The sequence below is a fragment of the Lentzea sp. CA-135723 genome (genome assembly GCF_050936595.1).
Lineage (GTDB): Bacteria > Actinomycetota > Actinomycetes > Mycobacteriales > Pseudonocardiaceae > Lentzea.
The window spans coordinates 931,628-948,022 of the sequence record NZ_JBNJMK010000001.1 but is presented as its reverse complement, the minus strand read 5'-3'; the positions used below and the strand labels follow the sequence as shown (position 1 = coordinate 948,022).

Below are 16,395 nucleotides of genomic sequence, written 5' to 3'. Positions count from 1 at the left end.
GTCAGCTCGTCCATCCCGGCTTCGGGCGGACCACCGAGCTCGTCGTGGCAGCCTCCGCCGGAGCGACCACCTCGATCTTTTCCTTCTGCCACTGCACGAGCAACATCGATGCCTTCGGCACGCCGCGTTCGTCCCAAGCCAGCGTGCCCGAAACGGTCGGCACCGAGTTCGCGTGCAGCCACTCGGCGATGGCGTCCTGGTCGATCCGCCCAACCGCCTGAACACCGGCTTCCAGCACCTGGGTCGCGGTGTACGACGACGCCGCGTCCTCGGTCGGATCCTCGTTGAACTGTGCCTTGTAGGCCGCGACGAACTCGGCGTTGCCCGGTGTCTTGGCGCTCGGGTGCCAGGCCGCCGTGGTGAAGATGCCCTCGGTGTTGCCGGTGCCGATGCCGTCGGGAAACGTCAGCGGGTCGGACGGCGACTTGGTCTGGAACAGGAACTTCGGGCTGAACCCGACCTTCTGGAACGACCGGATCATGCCCACCCCGTCCGCGGTCACCGCGCCGTGCACGACCAGGTCCGGCGCCGCCTGTCCGATCGCAGCCGCCAGCGTGTCGAAGTTCGCGGTCTCGGCCGGGTAGTCGGAGCGGTGGACGGTCCTGATCCCGAGCTTCTCGAACCGCTCCTGGAACAGCTTGACCGGCACGTCCGCGCTCGGGTCGTTCTGCGTCGAGTACGCGGCGGTGGCCGGACGATCCGCGGCGGGCAAGGACGTGATGTAGTCGACGAACCGGTCCGGCACGTCCTCGGTGGTGCCGGGCTGGGCGAAGAACAACCGCTTGAGGCCGCGCTCGAAGATCTCGGCAGCACCACCGGAAGGTTCGATGTAGAGCATGCCGTGCCGTTCGGCGACGGTCGACGCGGGCAGGTTCAGGAACGACGAGAACGTGCCCAGCAGCAGGTCGACCCGGTCCTGGCTGATCAGCCGGTTGTAGTTGGCCACCACGGTGTTCTGGTCGAAGCCGTCGTCGAGCACCACGAACTCGACCTGCCTGCCGAGCAACCCGCCGGATGCGTTGATCTTCTTCTGCCACGCCTGGTAACCCTGGTAGCCGGGCTTGGACACGTCCGCGACGGGACCCGTCAACGGCAGCGATGCTCCGATCCTGATCAGTCCGGTGCCGCCTGCGCCGGACGCCCCGGAGCCGCACGCGGACAACAGGACTGCGCCGGTGCCGAGGAGAAGTGTTCGCCTGCTGAGTTGGGGGATGCGCCTTTGCATGCTGTTCTCCAGTCAGGGCCGGATAGGTCAGTCTTGGGTTGGGTAGTGCACTCCGGTGAGCCCGGGAACGATCACCCGCGCCGGATCGTTTCCGTTCGCCACCAACTGGTCCACCGCGTAGTCGGTCACCGCCGCGGAGAGCAGCTGGCGCGGGTCTTCGAGCACCCTGCGCAACCGTCCGACCAGCGCATCGAAGTCGTGCGCGGATCCGATGGCGGACAGTGTGCGCCCATCGGGCACGAACCGCGGGTGGGCCGGGAACATCGTTGCGCCGAGCTCCACGGTCGCTCGGATGCTGGACCACAGCGAGCGCAGCTCGGTTTCCATCGCCGCCACGTGCGCGACATCGCCGTCGACCGGTGTGGCGAAGACGGGCGCGTGCGGTGCCATGTAGAGGCGTTCGAGCGGAAGCCGGCCGCGGGCGGCACCGAGGACGAACGTCGCCACACTGCTGGTGTTCCAGGTGACTCCAGCGGTCGGCCTGCCCTGACGGCCGGCGATCAGCACCATCGCGTTGGGCCAGTCGAGGTCCCAGGCGTCGAGCCAGCGCAGCACCCGATGTGCGGCGTCCATGCCCGCGAGGAAGAACGTCGCCACCATCATGTGGTTGATCGGTACAGGCGAGCCGTCAAGGTAGTCCGCGGTCAGCGACTCGGCCGAGAGGTAGTCCTCTTCGGACAGCGCGCGGCGGAGATAGCGAGCGGTGACCGCGCACGAGTAGTCGACCATGTCGGCGATCTCCTGCTCGATGCCGCGGAAGGCGCCGACCGCGATCTCGTCCCGCCACAGGGCCAGGCCGTTGGCGACACGGGCCTTCTCCACGTCGGCCAACAGCTTCTCGCCGTCGGGTCGCCACGCGTTGCCTCGCATCTCCCGGATGCTCACCAGCGACCCGACCGCAGGGCCGAGGTGCGAGATCCCGGTGAGCTCCTTGAACCCGCGCGCGCCCAGGCGAAAGCTCTCCACCTCGGGCGGGCGTCCGGAGCCGGGGAACAACGCCAGGTCGCGGCCGGTGGCGACGATCAGCGGATCCTTGCCGGCGAGCTCACGATGAGCTTCGGCCAGCCGGGCGCCGATGGTGTCGGGACCTCCGGTGTAGGTCTCGAACAGCGCGACGAGTTCGGGGCTCGTCACAGCGTTCCCCCGAACCGGTAGATCACCGTGTCAGTGCGGAAGCGGACGTCCTCGGTCAGGCTGTTGGAGACGGCGACCAGGGGTTCGGCACCGAACACCGCGACCGCGGTCCCGCCCGAGGTCGGAAAGTGCTCGACCTCGACGAGGCGCTTCCCCTTCCACTCGTAGATCTGGGACTCCAGCCGGGTCACCGGGTTCTCGCGCGGCCCGACGATGAAGTTGACCCGGAACAGGTAACCGCCGACCACCGCGAACTCCCGGCCTCCCGGGCCGTCGAGCACCTGGTGCAGCGTGAACATGCCGCCGTTCCAGCGGTACAGCAACGAGTCGTTGTCGATCACGGCCACCGCGAGGTGGAGCCGGCCATCCGCGTGGAAGGTCGCGAACGCACGCCCACCGGACACGGCCAGCGCCTGGTGCTCGACGAACCGCTCTCCGTCCCAGCGGAACAGCACCGACCGGGCGACGTGGTCCGCGTGCGCGAGGAAGTGTGTGCCGTCGACCTCGAAGTGATGCCAGTTGTAGGACCAGCTCGAGTCGATCGTCTGGAACGGCTCGAAACCGCTTCCGGTCCACTCGAAGATCACCGATGCCCGGTTCTCTTCCGGCCGCACGGTCACGCCCTGAGCCAGCGCGAGGAAGTTCCGCCCGCCGATCCGGAAGTGCCGCCACTGCTTGGCCGCGTACGTCGGGATCTCCTGGAACGGCAGGAACTTCTCCCCATCCCACCGGTGGATCACCGAGTCGGTGGCGTAGTGGTACGGCCCGCAGCCGGTCCTGATGCTCGCGACCGCCAGGAAGACCTCGTCGCTGATGGTGAAGAACTCGGCATCTTCTCCGCCAGGCGCCGGGATCCGCTGGTACTCGACGTAGCCGTCCGCTTCGCGGCTCAGCACCAACAGGTCGGTACCGCTGTCACCACCGTTCATCCCCGGAGGCGTTCCCTCCGCGTCCAGCGCGAGCTGGGGAATCGCCAGGAAGTCCCGCTCACCGATGGTGAACGGGGTGACGCCGCGCGCACCCGACGTGGGCAACCGCCACACCTCGGTCAGCAGAGGACTCACTTAGGTCACCTCACCCGTGCTTCAGTGTTGAATTTGAATTCATTTTCACGGTAGCGTCGGGTGCGCCGGTGACGCAAGCAACGATCGGAGGCGCGCCGTGAACGCGTTCCTGGAGCGGCTGCACGACGGCAAGGTGACGCTGATGCTGGCGATCCGCAGTGCCCGGACACCCGACGTCGTGCGCATCGCGAGAGCGACGGGCCATCACAGCGTGCTGATCGACCTCGAGCACTCCGCCATGTCCCTCGACGTGGCCGCCAGCCTGTCTGCGGCAGCCGCAGATCTCGGCCTGACCCCGTTCGTCCGGATCCCGGAACGCGAGTACGGCGCGATCGGCCGGCTGCTCGACTGCGGAGCGCACGGCATCGTCGCGCCCCGCGTCGACACCGCCGCGGAAGCCGAGACGATCAGCCGCGCCTGCCGGTTTCCGCCACGCGGTCAGCGATCCCAGCTCGCAATGGTGCCGATGCTCGACCTGCGGCCCACCCCCGCGACCGAGCTCAATCCGTGGCTCGACGCGGCCACGATCGTGCAGATCCTCGTGGAGACACCGACAGGCATCGCCAACTCCGGCTCCATCGCGGCACTCGACGGTGTCGACATGCTCGGCATCGGCGCGAACGACCTCACCGCGGAACTGGGCACACCCGGCCAGTACGAACGAATCCGTTCGCACGTCGCCACCGCGGCCGAGGCCTGCCGGACCCACGGCAAGCTCCTGCAACTCGGCGGCATCGGCGACCTCGGCCTGATGAAGGACCTCCTCCCGCTGGGCGTCTGCCCGCTGTTCATGACCGGCACCGACACCGAACTACTCCACTCCGGCGCCTCGACGCGTGCCGGTCTGGTCCTGAAGGAGTTCGCATGAGCATCCCCGCGCAGACCACGCCGATGCGGCCGGCGTTCAGCAATTCCCTGCCCGCGTTCACACTTCCGCGCGGCGCCTGCGACACGCACTTCCACGTGTTCGAGGCCGGCTACCCGCACGTCCTGGAGCCGCTGTACACGTTCCCGGACGCCACGCTCGACCAATACCTCGCGGTCACCCGATTCCTGGGCATCGAGCGCATGGTGCTGGTCCAGCCGACGTTCTACGGCAACGACAACAGCCTCACCCTGGACGTGCTGAAGAAGGTGGGCGACCGATGCCGCGCGGTCGTGCGCATCGAGGACGACACCTCCGACGCAGATCTGGACCTGTGGCACGAACTGGGAGTCCGCGCGATCAGGCTCGACCTCTTCGCGCGCGCCGACTGGACCCCGTCCGACCTGATGGCCTACATCGAAGCCATGGCGGCACGCGCCGCGTCACGCGGGTGGCATGTGCAGTTCTACACGCCGGGCGCGGTGCTCTCCAGGTTGCAGGACTTCCTCCCACGCCTGGAAGTTCCCTACGTCGTCGACCACATCGGTTACGGCCTCGGCACCGACCAGCTCCTGACCTTGATGGACAGAGGAAACTGCTGGATCAAGCTGTCCGGCGCCTACCGGCTCGCCAAGACCCAGCCGCTGTCCGCTGTGGAAACACTGGCACGTGCACTGGCGGAAGAACATCCTGACCGAATGTTGTGGGGTTCCGACTGGCCCCACCTGCCCGACGGCCAGCGGGACACCGGCGAACTGCTCGACCTGCTGGCCGCCTGGGTGCCGGATTCGGCGGACCGGCACCGCGTCCTGGTCGACTCCCCCACCGAGCTGTTCTTCTCATGACCCGGTCGGACCGCGCGACCGAGGATTTCAAGGCGGCCGCTCGACGCGTGTTCGCACGGCAGGGTTACGCGAGCACGAAGATCACCGACATCACCGATGAGGCCGGACGTGCCGCCGGTGGCATGTACCGGTACTTCGACTCGAAGGCCGCGCTCCTCAAAGCGCTCGCCGACGACCTCCAGGATTCCCGGCGCGGGCACATCGTCCACGTGGCCGGCGACGGACACACCATGACGACCGAGGCCGACGTCCGCGACCACGTCCAGGCGTACCTGCGGACGTACCGCGACCACCTCCCGGAGATGGTCGCGATCTCCGAAGCCGCCGCCTCCGACCCGCAGTTCGCCGACATCCGCGCCCAGATCCGCGCGACGGACGTGCGGATCTGGCGCGACCACATCGCCGAGACCCGTGCTCACGTCGGCAAGCCGGCGAGCGATGCCGCCGAGGTCGCTCTCATGGTCGTCTGCCTGCTGGAGCTCTACTGCTACAACGCCCTGCACCTAGGCACCGCCAAGGCGGACGTGGACGCGCTCGCCGCGTTCGTCTACAACGGACTGACCGGATAGCCCTGAGAAAGGAAACGACCGAACGTGACGCGCACCCCCGAAGAACTGGTGACCGAGTTCTGCGGCCTGTGGGCCGCACCGGACCCGGAGGAGCTGGCCTCCTACTTCACCGAGAACGCCATCTACCAGAACATGCCGATGCCACCGATCCACGGCCGCGAGGCGATCAAGGAGTTCCTCGCCGTCTTCACGGCGGACTTCTCCGGGATCGACTTCGACGTGCACCACCAGATGAGCAACGGGGGCGTCGTCATGAACGAGCGCACCGACACGTTGCGCCGCAAAGACGGCACCGCGGTCGACCTGCCGGTCATGGGTGTGTTCGAGATCGTGGACGGTCAGATCGCCGCCTGGCGCGACTACTGGGACATGGCCACGTTCACTCGGGCGACCACCGCGCCGGAAGGATGAGCGTCGTTCCCGCGCAGTCGATCGCGTAGTGACAAGGCTCTGGGTTGCGGGCGTATCGCGGGTACGCCCCACCCGAGATCTGCAACCGGATGCGGTGCCCAGCGCGGAACCGGTGCGCGCACGAGCCCAGCGTCAACCGTCCCGAGCCGGGCCGGCCGAACGTCTCGGTCACGTTCCACGACCGGCCACGACTGTCCACATCGCACAGTCGCACGAAGACGTCGCGGTCGAGCTGAAGTTCGATCACGGGCGCTCCGACGACCTCGACGTCCTCGTCCAGCGGCGCGGTGGTGAAGGTGACGACGTCGGGACGGCGCTCGAGCTCGCGGTTGTCTTGACGACCCGCCTTGGCCGACATGTGTCTGCCGCCCACGGAGGGCGTCGGATCGGCGGGGTCGTAGGAGAACTCGACCACGCCGCTCCCCGGCTCGGCGCCGAGCACCCCGGTCGCGTCCGGCCGGAGTCTGAGCGCGCCGGTGTGCGGTTGCCAGGACTGCATCGCGCGCCACTCCTCAGCGCCCGTCACGTAGACGCGCACCCGCGCGTCGCGCGTCGCAGCCTTTCCGGCGACGTGCTGATCGAGCCACGTCAACGCCTCGGCATCGACGACTCGCGACGCCCTGACCGCGGTGTCCAGGTGGGTCCACGGGCCGATCGTCATGGCCACGTCGACCTCGCGCTCGTCGAGTGCCTGGAACTGTGCCAGCGTCTGGTCGACGAAGACGTCGTGCCAGCCGCCGACCACCAGCGTGGGCACCTTCGTCACGGTCAACGCCGACCCGGCGTCGTACCCCCGCCAGAACGGATCGTCACGATCATGGCTCAGCCACTCGTCGAACCACGGGGCTTCGTCGCCCAGCGCGACCTTCGCTGCCCGCGCGGGCGTCTGTTCCCGCAACGCCGCCGACACTCTCCGGCGGGAGGCGACGACATCGCGAACACCACCCCGCCGCATCGCCCGCATGCTGGCGCTCCAGCCGAGCCAGTCGGCGAGCGCGAGCGACCCCGTGCCGCGGATCGCTTCCGAGAAGTCGTGCGGCCCCACGAGAACCACCGAAGCGCACAGCTCCGGCGGAGGGTCCTGGAGCAGCGCCCACTGGGCCCAGCCGAGGTAGGAGCCGCCGAGCGTCGCGAGCCGCCCGCTGAACCACGGCTGGCGCCGCAGCCACGCCATCACGTCCTGGGAGTCCGAAGTCTCCTGCACGATGGGACGAAACGCCCCGGTCGAGCCTCCGGTACCGCGCACGCTCTGGATCAGCACCTGGTAGCCCTGGGCGGCGAACGCGCGGCCGTGGAACAAGCTCTCCGGCAGGCCGCGACCGTAAGGAGTGCGGACGAGGACCGTGCCGTGCGACGCACCGATCGGCGCGTACAGATCGGTCATCAGCTCCGCGCCGTCCTTCATCGGGACCCGGATCCCGCGCTCGACCGCGTACCGCACTCCCCCAGGCGGCAGGCCGAAAGCCCTGCCGTGCACAGCTCCGGCCGCGCGGGCGAGCAGGCCGGCGGGTTTCGGTTTCACAGGCGCCTCTCCACCCAGGATTCGGAATAGCTATTCCGGATACTATCATCGGGCTGGTGGACGCGCTCTCAGACGCTGAGCTGACCAGATGTGCCCAGGCGGGGGATGCCACGGCCGTGGGCGTGCTGCTCCAGCGACACCACGCCTCCATGCGCGCCGTTGCACTGAGCGTCGTCGGCTACGACGCGGAGGACCTCCTCCAGGACTCGGCGCTGATCGCGTTGCGCCGCATCGGCGATGTGCGCGACCCGTCAGCCGTGGGCGCGTGGCTACGCGCGATTGTGCGCAACACGGGGCGGATGCGGCTCAGGCAAAGTCCTTCGGCGCCGTTGGTCGACTGGGCCGGCGACGAGACTCCCGAGAGCGTGCTCGACACCCACGCACTGCGAGACTGGATCTGGACCGCTCTGGACCGGCTGACCCCCACGTTGCAGCTTCCGTTGCTGCTGCGGCACTTCAGCGGTGTCACCAGCTACGACGACATCGCGAAGGCGTGCGGACTACCGGTCGGCACCGTGCGCAGCCGGCTCAACGAGGCACGCGCGAAGCTCTCCGCCGCCCTGCTCGCCACCGCCGACCGCGGGCACGACGACGCAACGCGACGGCACCTCGCCAGCCGCGCGGAGGCCGTGGACACCCTCGCCGCAGCAGAAGCCGGGCGGTTCGGCGAGATCGTGGCGGATCGGTGGTCGCCACACGTGACGCTGACCGCCGGACCGATCACCGGCGGACAGGACCTCGTGCTGGCCGGAATGGAGGGTGACCTCGCCGCAGGGGTGCGGCAGCGCCCGGTCAACATCATCGCGGGCAACGACATCGCCATCTGGGAGATGGACCTGGTCAACCCGCCCGACAACCCCGGCCACTGCCCGCCTTCCGTGGTCTGGCTGATGTCGTTGCGAGGAGGGCGGGTCGAGCGGCTTCGCCTCTTCCACCCCGACGTGACGCCGATCACGTGAACCCGATCGAACTTCGCCGCCGATCCCGCATCTCGTTCACGTCCAGACCCATCGCGAGATCGGAACCAGCATGAACAGCCACACCACCGCGGTCGACGGCATCCCGGTGACCTATCACGTCGCCGGACAGGGCCCGGTGTGCCTGCTGCACCCCGGCGGACCGGGCTTCACCTGGGAGTACCTGCGCTCGACCGCTCTCGAGGAGCACCTCACCACCGTCTACGTCGAGCCGCTCGGCACCGGCGCGTCAGGTCGGCTCGCCTCGCACCCGCACGGCTACACGCGGGCTCTCCACGCTCGTGCGGTCGAAGCGGTGCTCAACGACCTGGGCGTGGAGCAGGCCCACCTGCTCGGCCACTCCTACGGCGGGTTCGTCACCCAGTACTGCGCGACGCACCTGGCCGACCGGTTGTCCGGCGTGATCCTCTACGACAGCGCGCCTGCCTCCGACGCACCGTTCTTCGCCGAGGCGAGCCGCGGCGTAGAGGAGTTCCTGCGCCGCCACCCCGATGCGACGGCGGTCTCCGAGGCCTGGCAGCAGGTTCCGACCATCGGTGACGACGAGACGTTCGCCCGCGTCGCCCGAGCCATCCTGCCGCTGTACTTCGCGGACTTCCGCGGCCACGAGGCGTTCGAGGACGTGGTGCACGGCGGCCACGTGACCGGCCTCGACGAGCTCGGCGTCCCCGACCTGATCGACGACCGCGGCACGGTGGAGACGATCACCGTGGACACGCTGGTGCTGGTGGGGCAGCACGACTTCATCTGCGGTCCGAGGTGGGCGCAGGAGCTGCACAAGCGCATCCCGGGCGCCGAGCTCGTCACCTTCGAGAACAGCGGGCACTTCGCGCACGTCGAGGAGCCGGAGAAGTTCGCCTCGGTCGTGGCCGGGTTCGTCAGCCGAGCAACCGGCTGATCCCGTAGTCGAACCTGGCGTCGAAGTCGTCGCTGATCATTGCATCGCCGACCTTCGCCAGCGCCGGAAAGGCGCCCGTGGCCAGCATTTCCGCGAACCGGTCACGGGCGTCGCCTGCCGGCGTCTGCTCCTCCTGAGTGAGGCCGAGCGTGAAGTACACGATGGACCAGCACAACCGGGCCGCGCCGAGTTCGGTGTGGCCGGCCTCCAACAGGCTGCCGACGATCGCCTCGCCCACCCGGAGCGTCCTGCCCGTACCGGAGAAGGTCCCCGCGACCAGGCGACCGCCGTCGCGGTGCGCGAGCAACGCCGTGCGGTAGCGGGTGGCGAGGACACGCACTCGTTCGACGGGGTCTGCCGGCAGGTCATCGGTGCTGACCGAACCGACGATGGTGTCCGCCAGGTCTCGATCAGCGCCTGTTTGGTCTTGACCTGCCAACTGACGGGGTTGAGGTGCACGTCGTAGGAGCCGGGCCTCACCCTGATCACGTGCACCACCGCCGGTAGCATCCGGGAGATGACCACCGCGGGACCACGCAGGCGCGACGCACAGGCCAACCTGGCCCGCGTCCTCGCCGCCGCCGCGGACGTCTTCGCCGAACGAGGATGCACGGCGACCCTCGCCGACGTCGCCAAAGCCGCAGGTGTCGGCGTCGCGACCGTCTACCGGACCTTCGCGACCAAGGACGACCTGATCCACGTGGTGTACGAGCCGAAGTTCGAGCTCGCCCAGCAGCAGGCACAGGACGCCAGCAACAACCCTGACCCGTGGGCGGGCATCGTCACGTTCCTGGAACTCGCCGTCCCCACGATCGCTAAAGACCGCGGCCTGCGAGAACTTCTGAGCGGCTCCTACAGCGAGACGCTTGGCTGGTCCCGCCCCCGAACACCGCACCAGCTGGCCAAACTGGTGGAGGACAGCCACAACCGCACGGGCGAGCACCTCGAACGCCTCGTCCGCCGCGCCCGCGAGGCCGGCGTCGTCCGCGACGACCTCGTCGCCGGGGACATGCTGCTGCTGTCGATGGCCGTGCACACCGCCGTCGAGGTGGGCGGCCCCGGCCACCCGTTGCTGTACCGGCGAATGATCGGCTTCCTGCTGGACGGCCTGCGCCCCTCCCGCGAAGCACCCACCTCATTGCCGGAACCCGGCCTGACCAGTCCGCAGATCGCCGACCTCGAACGGCAGCGACGCGAGCGAATCGCAGGCGAGTCCGAGGCGTAGTTCAGATCCGTGCGGTGCCGTGGAAGAGCGTCTTCGTGGCGCCGCCGACCCAGACGGTTCCGTCGGGTTCAGAGGTGATCGCGATGTCACCGGCGCGTCCCAGACGGCTCCCCTGCGAGACCCGATACGCAGCTGGCGCCACTCCTGTGCCGATGAGCCACTGCGCCACGCCGGCGTTCATGCTGCCGCAGACCGGGTCCTCGGGCACGCCGGCACCGGGCGCGAACGTGCGCAGCTCGAACGCGTGCGGGGAGCCGTGGGGGTGGGCACCGACAGCGCCGACCATCGCGTGCGGAAGCCGCGAGAAGTCCGGTTCCAGCGCGAGCACTTCCTGGGCGGTCGCCAGCCGCACGACCGCCCAGCCCGGCCCGTTGTCCACCCACTGGTGCCCGATCACCGGGCCGTCGATGCCCAGTGCCGAGACGATCTTCTCCAGGTAGTCCTCTTCGATCGGGCCGCTGCGAACGGGAGGTGGCGCGGCGAAGCACAGCGTTCCCTGCCGCCGCCGCACTTCGACCAGACCTGCCGCGCACTCCTGCACGACCCTGTCCCGCGACGAGCCCGTGTGCTGAAGCCAGGCGTGCGCGGAACCGAGGGTGGGGTGCCCTGCGAACGGCAGCTCGCCACCTGGAGTGAAGATCCGCACCCGGTAGTCGGCTTCCGGAGTGGTGGGAGGCAGCAGGAACGTGGTCTCGGACAGGTTCGTCCACCGGGCCACCGTCTGCATCATCTCGCCGTCGAGCCCCTCGGCGTCGAGGACGACGGCGACGGGGTTGCCGAGGTAGGGCTCGGCGGAGAAGACGTCGATCTGGGCGAACGGGCGCATGCGGATGTCCTTGGGTGTCAGCGAACGCGGTTTCGCAGGGTGCCGAGCCCGGTGATCGTCACCTCGACGACGTCGCCGCTGCGCAGGAACATCGGTGGGTCGAGGCCGAGCCCGACCCCGGCCGGAGTGCCGGTCGCGATCACGTCTCCAGGCAGCAGGGTGATCCCTGCGGACAGGGTCGTGATCAGCTCGGGCACGTCGAAGATCAGGTTCTTCGGGCTGCCGTGTTGTCTGGTCTCGCCGTTGACCTTCGTCTCGATCTCCAACGAGTCGACGGCCCCGATCTCGTCGGCGGTCACCGCGTACGGCCCCATCGGGCAGAACGTGTCCAGCGACTTTCCCAGCAGCCATTGCTTGTGCGCGTGCTGGAGGTCTCGTGCGGTCACGTCGTTGATGATCGTGTAGCCCCACACCTGTCCGCCGGTGCCCAGGATGACGGCGAGCTCACCCTCGTAGTCCACTTCGGACGTGACACCGGGGTGCAGCGAGATGCCGGCTTCCGGCCCGATGACCGAGGTGGTGGCCTTGGAGAAGAAGACAGGTCGTTCGGGTAGCCAGCTACCCACGCCGTAGTCGCTGTCCTCGTACTCGGTCACGTGGCTGTGGTAGTTCAGGCCGACGCAGAAGATGTTGCGCCGCGGGCGTGGGATCGGCGCGAGTAAACCGATCTGTTCCAGGGGAATCTCCGGCCCGGCGGCGTTCTCCAGCAGCGGCCGGACCGCGTCCCAGGACTCGATCACGCCGAGCATTCCGTCGCCGTCCGGCAGCAGGTCGGTCACGTCCCGGACGACCTCGCGGTCGACGTCGACCACACCGACCCGTTCGCCTGCCTCGGCACGGAAGGTCGCCAGCTTCACGACGGGCTCCAGGTGCCGTCCACGGCGATGCCCGCCGCTGCGGCGATCCGGTCTCGCGACTCCAGCAACCGGGCCTTCAACGCGGTCAGGTCGACGTCGACGAGCACGCCGTCGCGTTTCACGACACGTCCCGCGACGAGCACCGTGTCGACCAGGCCAGGGTGTCCGGCCGTGACGAGCGCGCCCGCAGGGTGGTTGAGCGGGAACATGGTCAGGTCGTCGGCGCGGACCAGGATGATGTCGGCGGCCTTGCCCGGCGTGAGGCTACCGATTTGCGAGCCGAGCCCGCAGGCGTGGGCGCCGTCGACCGTGGCGAACGACAGCACGTCGCGGGAGCTGAGACCGCCGTCGAGGCCGCGCTGCGCCGACAACGTGGTGCGCATGGTGGAGAACATGTCGCCACCGACCGCCGGGCAGTCGTCGATGGACAGCGCGGGTCGCAGTCCGGCGGCGAGCATGCGGCCGGTTTCCGGCCAGCCGAAGCCCATCTTCAGCTCCACGTCCGGGCTGATCGACACCGACGCGCCCGCGTCGGCGATCATCCGCAGCTCGTCGTCGGCCAGTCCGTTGCCGTGCACGAAGGTGGTGGTGTCGCGGAGCAGGTCACGGCGCATCAGTTCGGTGATCGGACGGTTTCCGTTGAGGCCGTCCACGTGCACGGTGGTGCGCAGGCCGAGCTCATCGGCCAGCTGCACGTCCTCGGCGACGGTGCCCATCGGCGCCTCGCCGGGTCCGCGCAGCGCCAGCGCCAGCGTGACCAGGCCGCCGGCCGAGACCCCGCTGTGGACGCGGCGGACCTCGGCGGCGATCCGTTCCTCGGTGCGATAACCCGCGCCGTAGCCGAAGATCGACCGGCCTGGCGCGTCGCGCAGTCCCGCGAGTGCGGCGTCGGCGTGCGCGGGGGTCAGCGCGGCGTGGAACCAGTCGAACATCGTGGTGACGCCGGAGTGCAGCGCCTCCAGTCTGCCGAGCAGGTTGCCGAGGTAGACGTCCTCTGGCTGGTAGTGCGGCTTCACCGTGCCGTGGACCGCGATGAGGTAGTCCTCGAACGACCAGTCCGCGCCGAGGCCGCGGAACGCGGTCTGCCAGGTGTGGCGGTGGGTGTCGACGAAACCGGGCAGCACGATCCGGCCGGTCGCGTCGATCACCTCGGCGTCCGCTGCCTCGATCCGATCGGCGATCTCGGTGATCACACCGTCGGTGATCAGCACGTCGCCGCGGCCGAGGTCGCCGATCGCCGGGTCCATGCTGACCACGGTGCCGCCGGTGATCAGAGTCCTCATCGGGTGAGCTCCTGTTCCAGATTGGTTCGTCACGCGGAGACCGCTGCCACGACGTCGGCGACCAGGTCGGGGGTGTCCTCGATGCCCGCCGCGAGCCGGACGAGGCCGAGCGGCACGCCGGACTCGGCGATCTGCTGGTCGCTGAGCATTCCGCGCCACATGGAGGCGGGGTGGACCGCGAGGGACTCGACGCCGCCGAGGCTCGCCGAGCGTCGCGAGTACTTCAGGTGCCCGAGGAAGGCGTCCGCCGCCTCGAAGCCGCCGTTCAGTTCGAGGGCAAGCACGCCACCGAAGCCGGTCATCTGCTTGCCCGCCAACTCGTGCTGCGGGTGGGAGGCGAGACCCGGATAGTGCACCTTCGCGATCGCCGGATGGTTCTCCAACGCCTGCGCGATCGCGAGCCCGTTGGCGTTGTGTCGTTGCACGCGCAACGGCAGGGTTCGCATGCCGCGCAACAGCAACCACGCGTCGAACGGCCCCAGCGTCGCCCCGGTCAGCACACCCGTGTCCCAGACCTTGCCCAGGATCTCGGCGGGGCCGGCGAGCACTCCGGCGGACACGTCGGTGTGACCGTTGAGGTACTTCGTCGCGCTGTGCCACACCACGTCGATGCCGAACTCCACAGGGCGTGAGTTCATCGGAGTGGCGAAGGTGTTGTCCGCCAACGTGATCACGCCGTGCGCCTTCGCAAGGGCCGCGACCGCGCCCAGATCCGTGATCTGCAGCAGCGGATTGCTCGGCGACTCGACCAGAATCAACCGCGTCTTCGGCGTCAGCGCCCGCTCGAACGCGCCCACGTCCGTCTGGTCCACCACCGTGGTCGAGATTCCCAAGCGCGGCAACAGGTTCAGCAACACCGACGCCGTCCCGCCGTAGGTCGCCTTCTGCCCGATGACGTGATCACCAGCGGACACCAGGCCCAGCACCGTCGTGGTGAGCGCCGCCATCCCCGAGGCCGTGACCATCGCGGCCTCGGTCCCTTCCAACTCCGCGACGACAGCGGCGACCTGCGCGTGGTTCGGGTTGCCGTAGCGGGTGTAGAAGTCCTTGCCCCGCGACTCGGCCGCGACCCGCGCGAACTCGTCCGCGTCCTCGGCCCAGAACGTCGCCGTCTGGTAGATCGGCGGCACCACCGCACGACTCGGGTGGACGTCCCGATCAGCGTGAACGACGACCGTGCTGCTGCCTGCCATAACGCTCCCTCCGCGGCTTTCGACATGAACAGCGTGGCCGACCGCGACACGACCAGGAGCGATCTGACGCAACTTTGGCAGCAAGTTGCGCAGGACGGGAGCCAACAGATTGTGCTAGCGGCATTGATCCAGCAATAATCTGCCAATGGACGACGTGGACAGGGCCATCCTGGCCGTGCTGGCGAAAGACGGTCGGATCAGCAACGCCGACCTGGCCGACCAGGTCGGCCTGTCACCCTCACCGTGCCTGCGCCGCGTGCGCCGTCTTGAGGAGACTGGAGTGATCCGCAGCTACCAGGCGCTCGTCGATCCCTCGGCGCTCGCCCGGGGGCTGCGGGTGTTCGCCGGCGTCCGGCTGATCCGTCACGCCCGCGAGGACGTCCTCGCCTTCGAACACGCCGTCGTCGAACTGCCCGAAGTCGTGTTCTGCCACCACATCACCGGCAACTTCGACTACCTGCTGCACGTCGAGGTCGCCGACCTGCCCGCCTACGAGAACTTCCACGCCACCAAGTTGGCCAGCGTCCCCAACATCGCCACGGTCAACAGCTACATGACCATGAAGACACTCCCAGGCCAGTCATCGCACTGAGCGAACGGCGCGGCGGGCAGAAGTCGATCTACGCGGCGGATTCGCCTAGGAGAGCCAGCAAGGCAGCAACGGAGAGTCGTTCTGCTCCCGCTGACCGGACCACGGCGACGACGTCACGCCCGAAAGGCTCACGGAAGTCGACGCGATCCAGTGTCGATGGACGCAAGCGCAGCATCGCGTCGGTGATGGGTGTGACCCCGAGTCCGGCCTCGACGAACGCCAAGGACACGGCGGTGTCGGCCACCTCGTGGCGTACACGGAGCTCAACGCCGTGGCGTGGCCAGAAGTGACGCATGGCGAACCCGAAGACGGTGGTAGGAGGCGGAAGGATCCAATCGAGTTCACCGGTGGCGGCGAAGTCGATTTCGTTCGTCTCGGCGAAGGACCCCGCGGGAACGGCCAGCCGGAACGGCTCGTGCCGCAGCCGGACCGTGCGCAGGGCTGGATCTTGGGGAACGGGGCTGTCCGGGTAGTCCAGGCCGATGGCGAGGTCGACGGACCCGGTTGCGACGCTGCGGAGCATGGCGTCCACCTCGACCTCGCGGGTGTGCACCGTCAACTCCGGATAGAGCGCCTGGGCGCGGGCCAGCACGCCGGGGAGGATGTCGACCGCAGCCGTGGCGAACACGCCGACGTGAAGCGCTCCGCGCACTCCTTGGCCACGTTCGATCGCGTTGAGCGCCTCGGTTTCGACGTCGAGGATCCGCTGTGCGTGGATCGCCAGTTCCCGCCCGGCGTCGGTGAACTCGACCCGGCGGCCGACCCGCAGCAGCAATGCCGTGCCCACAGCGCGTTCCAGGGCGGTGAGCTGTTGTGACACCGCACCGGCGGTGTAGCCGAGAACCCCGGCCGCGCCGCGCATGGTGCCTTGCCGCCGCAGTTCGACCAGCGCCCGGAGCTGCACGCTGC

General features: G+C 68.8%; 18 protein-coding genes. 8 read left to right on the top strand and 10 right to left on the bottom strand.

Translation table 11 applies throughout. From position 1 onward, the window contains the following. Nucleotide 1: 1 nt before the first annotated feature. The 3 genes from ACQEU1_RS03910 to ACQEU1_RS03900 are packed head-to-tail and all read right to left on the bottom strand — an operon-like array spanning nucleotide 2 to nucleotide 3,423. A complete protein-coding gene (locus tag ACQEU1_RS03910; protein ID WP_433196284.1) occupies nucleotides 2-1,225 on the bottom strand; it encodes an amino acid ABC transporter substrate-binding protein in 1,224 nt (407 codons plus the stop codon). Nucleotides 1,226-1,252: 27 nt separating this feature from the next. After that, nucleotides 1,253-2,359 carry a DUF5624 domain-containing protein gene (locus ACQEU1_RS03905; protein ID WP_433196282.1) on the bottom strand — a complete coding sequence of 369 codons (1,107 nt, stop codon included), beginning with the start codon at nucleotides 2,357-2,359 and terminating at the stop codon, nucleotides 1,253-1,255. Then, nucleotides 2,356-3,423: a hypothetical protein gene (locus ACQEU1_RS03900; protein WP_433196280.1), complete on the bottom strand. Its 1,068-nt coding sequence runs from the start codon at nucleotides 3,421-3,423 to the stop codon at nucleotides 2,356-2,358. The genes ACQEU1_RS03905 and ACQEU1_RS03900 overlap by 4 nt, the downstream gene beginning before the upstream one ends. A 97-nt stretch (nucleotides 3,424-3,520) precedes the next feature. Between ACQEU1_RS03900 and ACQEU1_RS03895 the strand changes: the two genes are divergently transcribed. The 4 genes from ACQEU1_RS03895 to ACQEU1_RS03880 are packed head-to-tail and all read left to right on the top strand — an operon-like array spanning nucleotide 3,521 to nucleotide 6,113. Continuing rightward, nucleotides 3,521-4,291, top strand: a complete 771-nt coding sequence (locus tag ACQEU1_RS03895) for an HpcH/HpaI aldolase family protein (protein WP_433196278.1) — start codon at nucleotides 3,521-3,523, stop codon at nucleotides 4,289-4,291. Beyond that, nucleotides 4,288-5,133, top strand: coding sequence for an amidohydrolase family protein (locus ACQEU1_RS03890; RefSeq protein WP_433196276.1), 846 nt, complete (start codon nucleotides 4,288-4,290; stop codon nucleotides 5,131-5,133). The genes ACQEU1_RS03895 and ACQEU1_RS03890 overlap by 4 nt, the downstream gene beginning before the upstream one ends. Beyond that, the gene (locus tag ACQEU1_RS03885) at nucleotides 5,130-5,702 is read left to right on the top strand and encodes a TetR/AcrR family transcriptional regulator (protein WP_433196274.1); all 573 of its coding nucleotides are present in this window, start codon (nucleotides 5,130-5,132) and stop codon (nucleotides 5,700-5,702) included. Before ACQEU1_RS03890 ends, ACQEU1_RS03885 begins: the two co-directional genes overlap by 4 nt. Nucleotides 5,703-5,726: 24 nt before the next feature. Then, nucleotides 5,727-6,113, top strand: a complete 387-nt coding sequence (locus ACQEU1_RS03880; RefSeq protein WP_433196272.1) for a limonene-1,2-epoxide hydrolase family protein — start codon at nucleotides 5,727-5,729, stop codon at nucleotides 6,111-6,113. On the opposite strand, the gene ACQEU1_RS03875 is transcribed toward ACQEU1_RS03880, so the two are convergent. After that, on the bottom strand, nucleotides 6,082-7,635 hold the full coding sequence (locus tag ACQEU1_RS03875) for a CocE/NonD family hydrolase (RefSeq protein WP_433196270.1): 1,554 nt from the start codon (nucleotides 7,633-7,635) through the stop codon (nucleotides 6,082-6,084). The genes ACQEU1_RS03880 and ACQEU1_RS03875 overlap by 32 nt on opposite strands. A 56-nt stretch (nucleotides 7,636-7,691) precedes the next feature. On the opposite strand from ACQEU1_RS03875, the gene ACQEU1_RS03870 reads away from it, so the two are divergent. Beyond that, complete coding sequence (locus tag ACQEU1_RS03870) at nucleotides 7,692-8,594, top strand: RNA polymerase sigma factor (RefSeq protein WP_433196268.1); 903 nt, start codon at nucleotides 7,692-7,694, stop codon at nucleotides 8,592-8,594. A 70-nt stretch (nucleotides 8,595-8,664) separates the two neighbouring features. Beyond that, nucleotides 8,665-9,510, top strand: a complete 846-nt coding sequence (locus ACQEU1_RS03865; protein ID WP_433196266.1) for an alpha/beta fold hydrolase — start codon at nucleotides 8,665-8,667, stop codon at nucleotides 9,508-9,510. Here ACQEU1_RS03865 and ACQEU1_RS03860 read toward each other — a convergent pair. Then, nucleotides 9,491-9,850, bottom strand: coding sequence for a TetR/AcrR family transcriptional regulator C-terminal domain-containing protein (locus tag ACQEU1_RS03860; protein ID WP_433196264.1), 360 nt, complete (start codon nucleotides 9,848-9,850; stop codon nucleotides 9,491-9,493). The genes ACQEU1_RS03865 and ACQEU1_RS03860 overlap by 20 nt on opposite strands. A gap of 177 nt (nucleotides 9,851-10,027) precedes the next feature. Here ACQEU1_RS03860 and ACQEU1_RS03855 point away from each other — a divergent pair, with 177 nt between their 5' ends. Further along, nucleotides 10,028-10,735: a TetR/AcrR family transcriptional regulator gene (locus ACQEU1_RS03855; RefSeq protein WP_433196262.1), complete on the top strand. Its 708-nt coding sequence runs from the start codon at nucleotides 10,028-10,030 to the stop codon at nucleotides 10,733-10,735. A 1-nt stretch (nucleotide 10,736) separates the two neighbouring features. Here ACQEU1_RS03855 and ACQEU1_RS03850 read toward each other — a convergent pair whose 3' ends face one another. From ACQEU1_RS03850 to ACQEU1_RS03835, 4 genes are read right to left on the bottom strand one after another with little or no spacing between them, the layout of a single operon-like run. Continuing rightward, nucleotides 10,737-11,561 (bottom strand): PhzF family phenazine biosynthesis protein, encoded by an 825-nt coding sequence (locus ACQEU1_RS03850; protein WP_433196260.1) that lies wholly within the window; start codon nucleotides 11,559-11,561, stop codon nucleotides 10,737-10,739. A gap of 17 nt (nucleotides 11,562-11,578) precedes the next feature. Further along, nucleotides 11,579-12,418 (bottom strand): fumarylacetoacetate hydrolase family protein, encoded by an 840-nt coding sequence (locus tag ACQEU1_RS03845; protein WP_433196258.1) that lies wholly within the window; start codon nucleotides 12,416-12,418, stop codon nucleotides 11,579-11,581. After that, the gene (locus ACQEU1_RS03840; protein ID WP_433196256.1) at nucleotides 12,415-13,701 is read right to left on the bottom strand and encodes an amidohydrolase family protein; all 1,287 of its coding nucleotides are present in this window, start codon (nucleotides 13,699-13,701) and stop codon (nucleotides 12,415-12,417) included. Before ACQEU1_RS03840 ends, ACQEU1_RS03845 begins: the two co-directional genes overlap by 4 nt. A 29-nt stretch (nucleotides 13,702-13,730) precedes the next feature. Next, nucleotides 13,731-14,894, bottom strand: a complete 1,164-nt coding sequence (locus tag ACQEU1_RS03835; protein WP_433196254.1) for a trans-sulfuration enzyme family protein — start codon at nucleotides 14,892-14,894, stop codon at nucleotides 13,731-13,733. Nucleotides 14,895-15,039: 145 nt separating this feature from the next. On the opposite strand from ACQEU1_RS03835, the gene ACQEU1_RS03830 reads away from it, so the two are divergent. Next, entirely contained in the window at nucleotides 15,040-15,486 is a 447-nt protein-coding gene (locus ACQEU1_RS03830) for an Lrp/AsnC family transcriptional regulator (RefSeq protein ID WP_433196252.1), read from the top strand. Nucleotides 15,487-15,514: 28 nt separating this feature from the next. Here ACQEU1_RS03830 and ACQEU1_RS03825 read toward each other — a convergent pair whose 3' ends face one another. Next, a complete protein-coding gene (locus ACQEU1_RS03825) occupies nucleotides 15,515-16,390 on the bottom strand; it encodes a LysR family transcriptional regulator (RefSeq protein ID WP_433196250.1) in 876 nt (291 codons plus the stop codon). Nucleotides 16,391-16,395 lie beyond the last annotated feature (5 nt).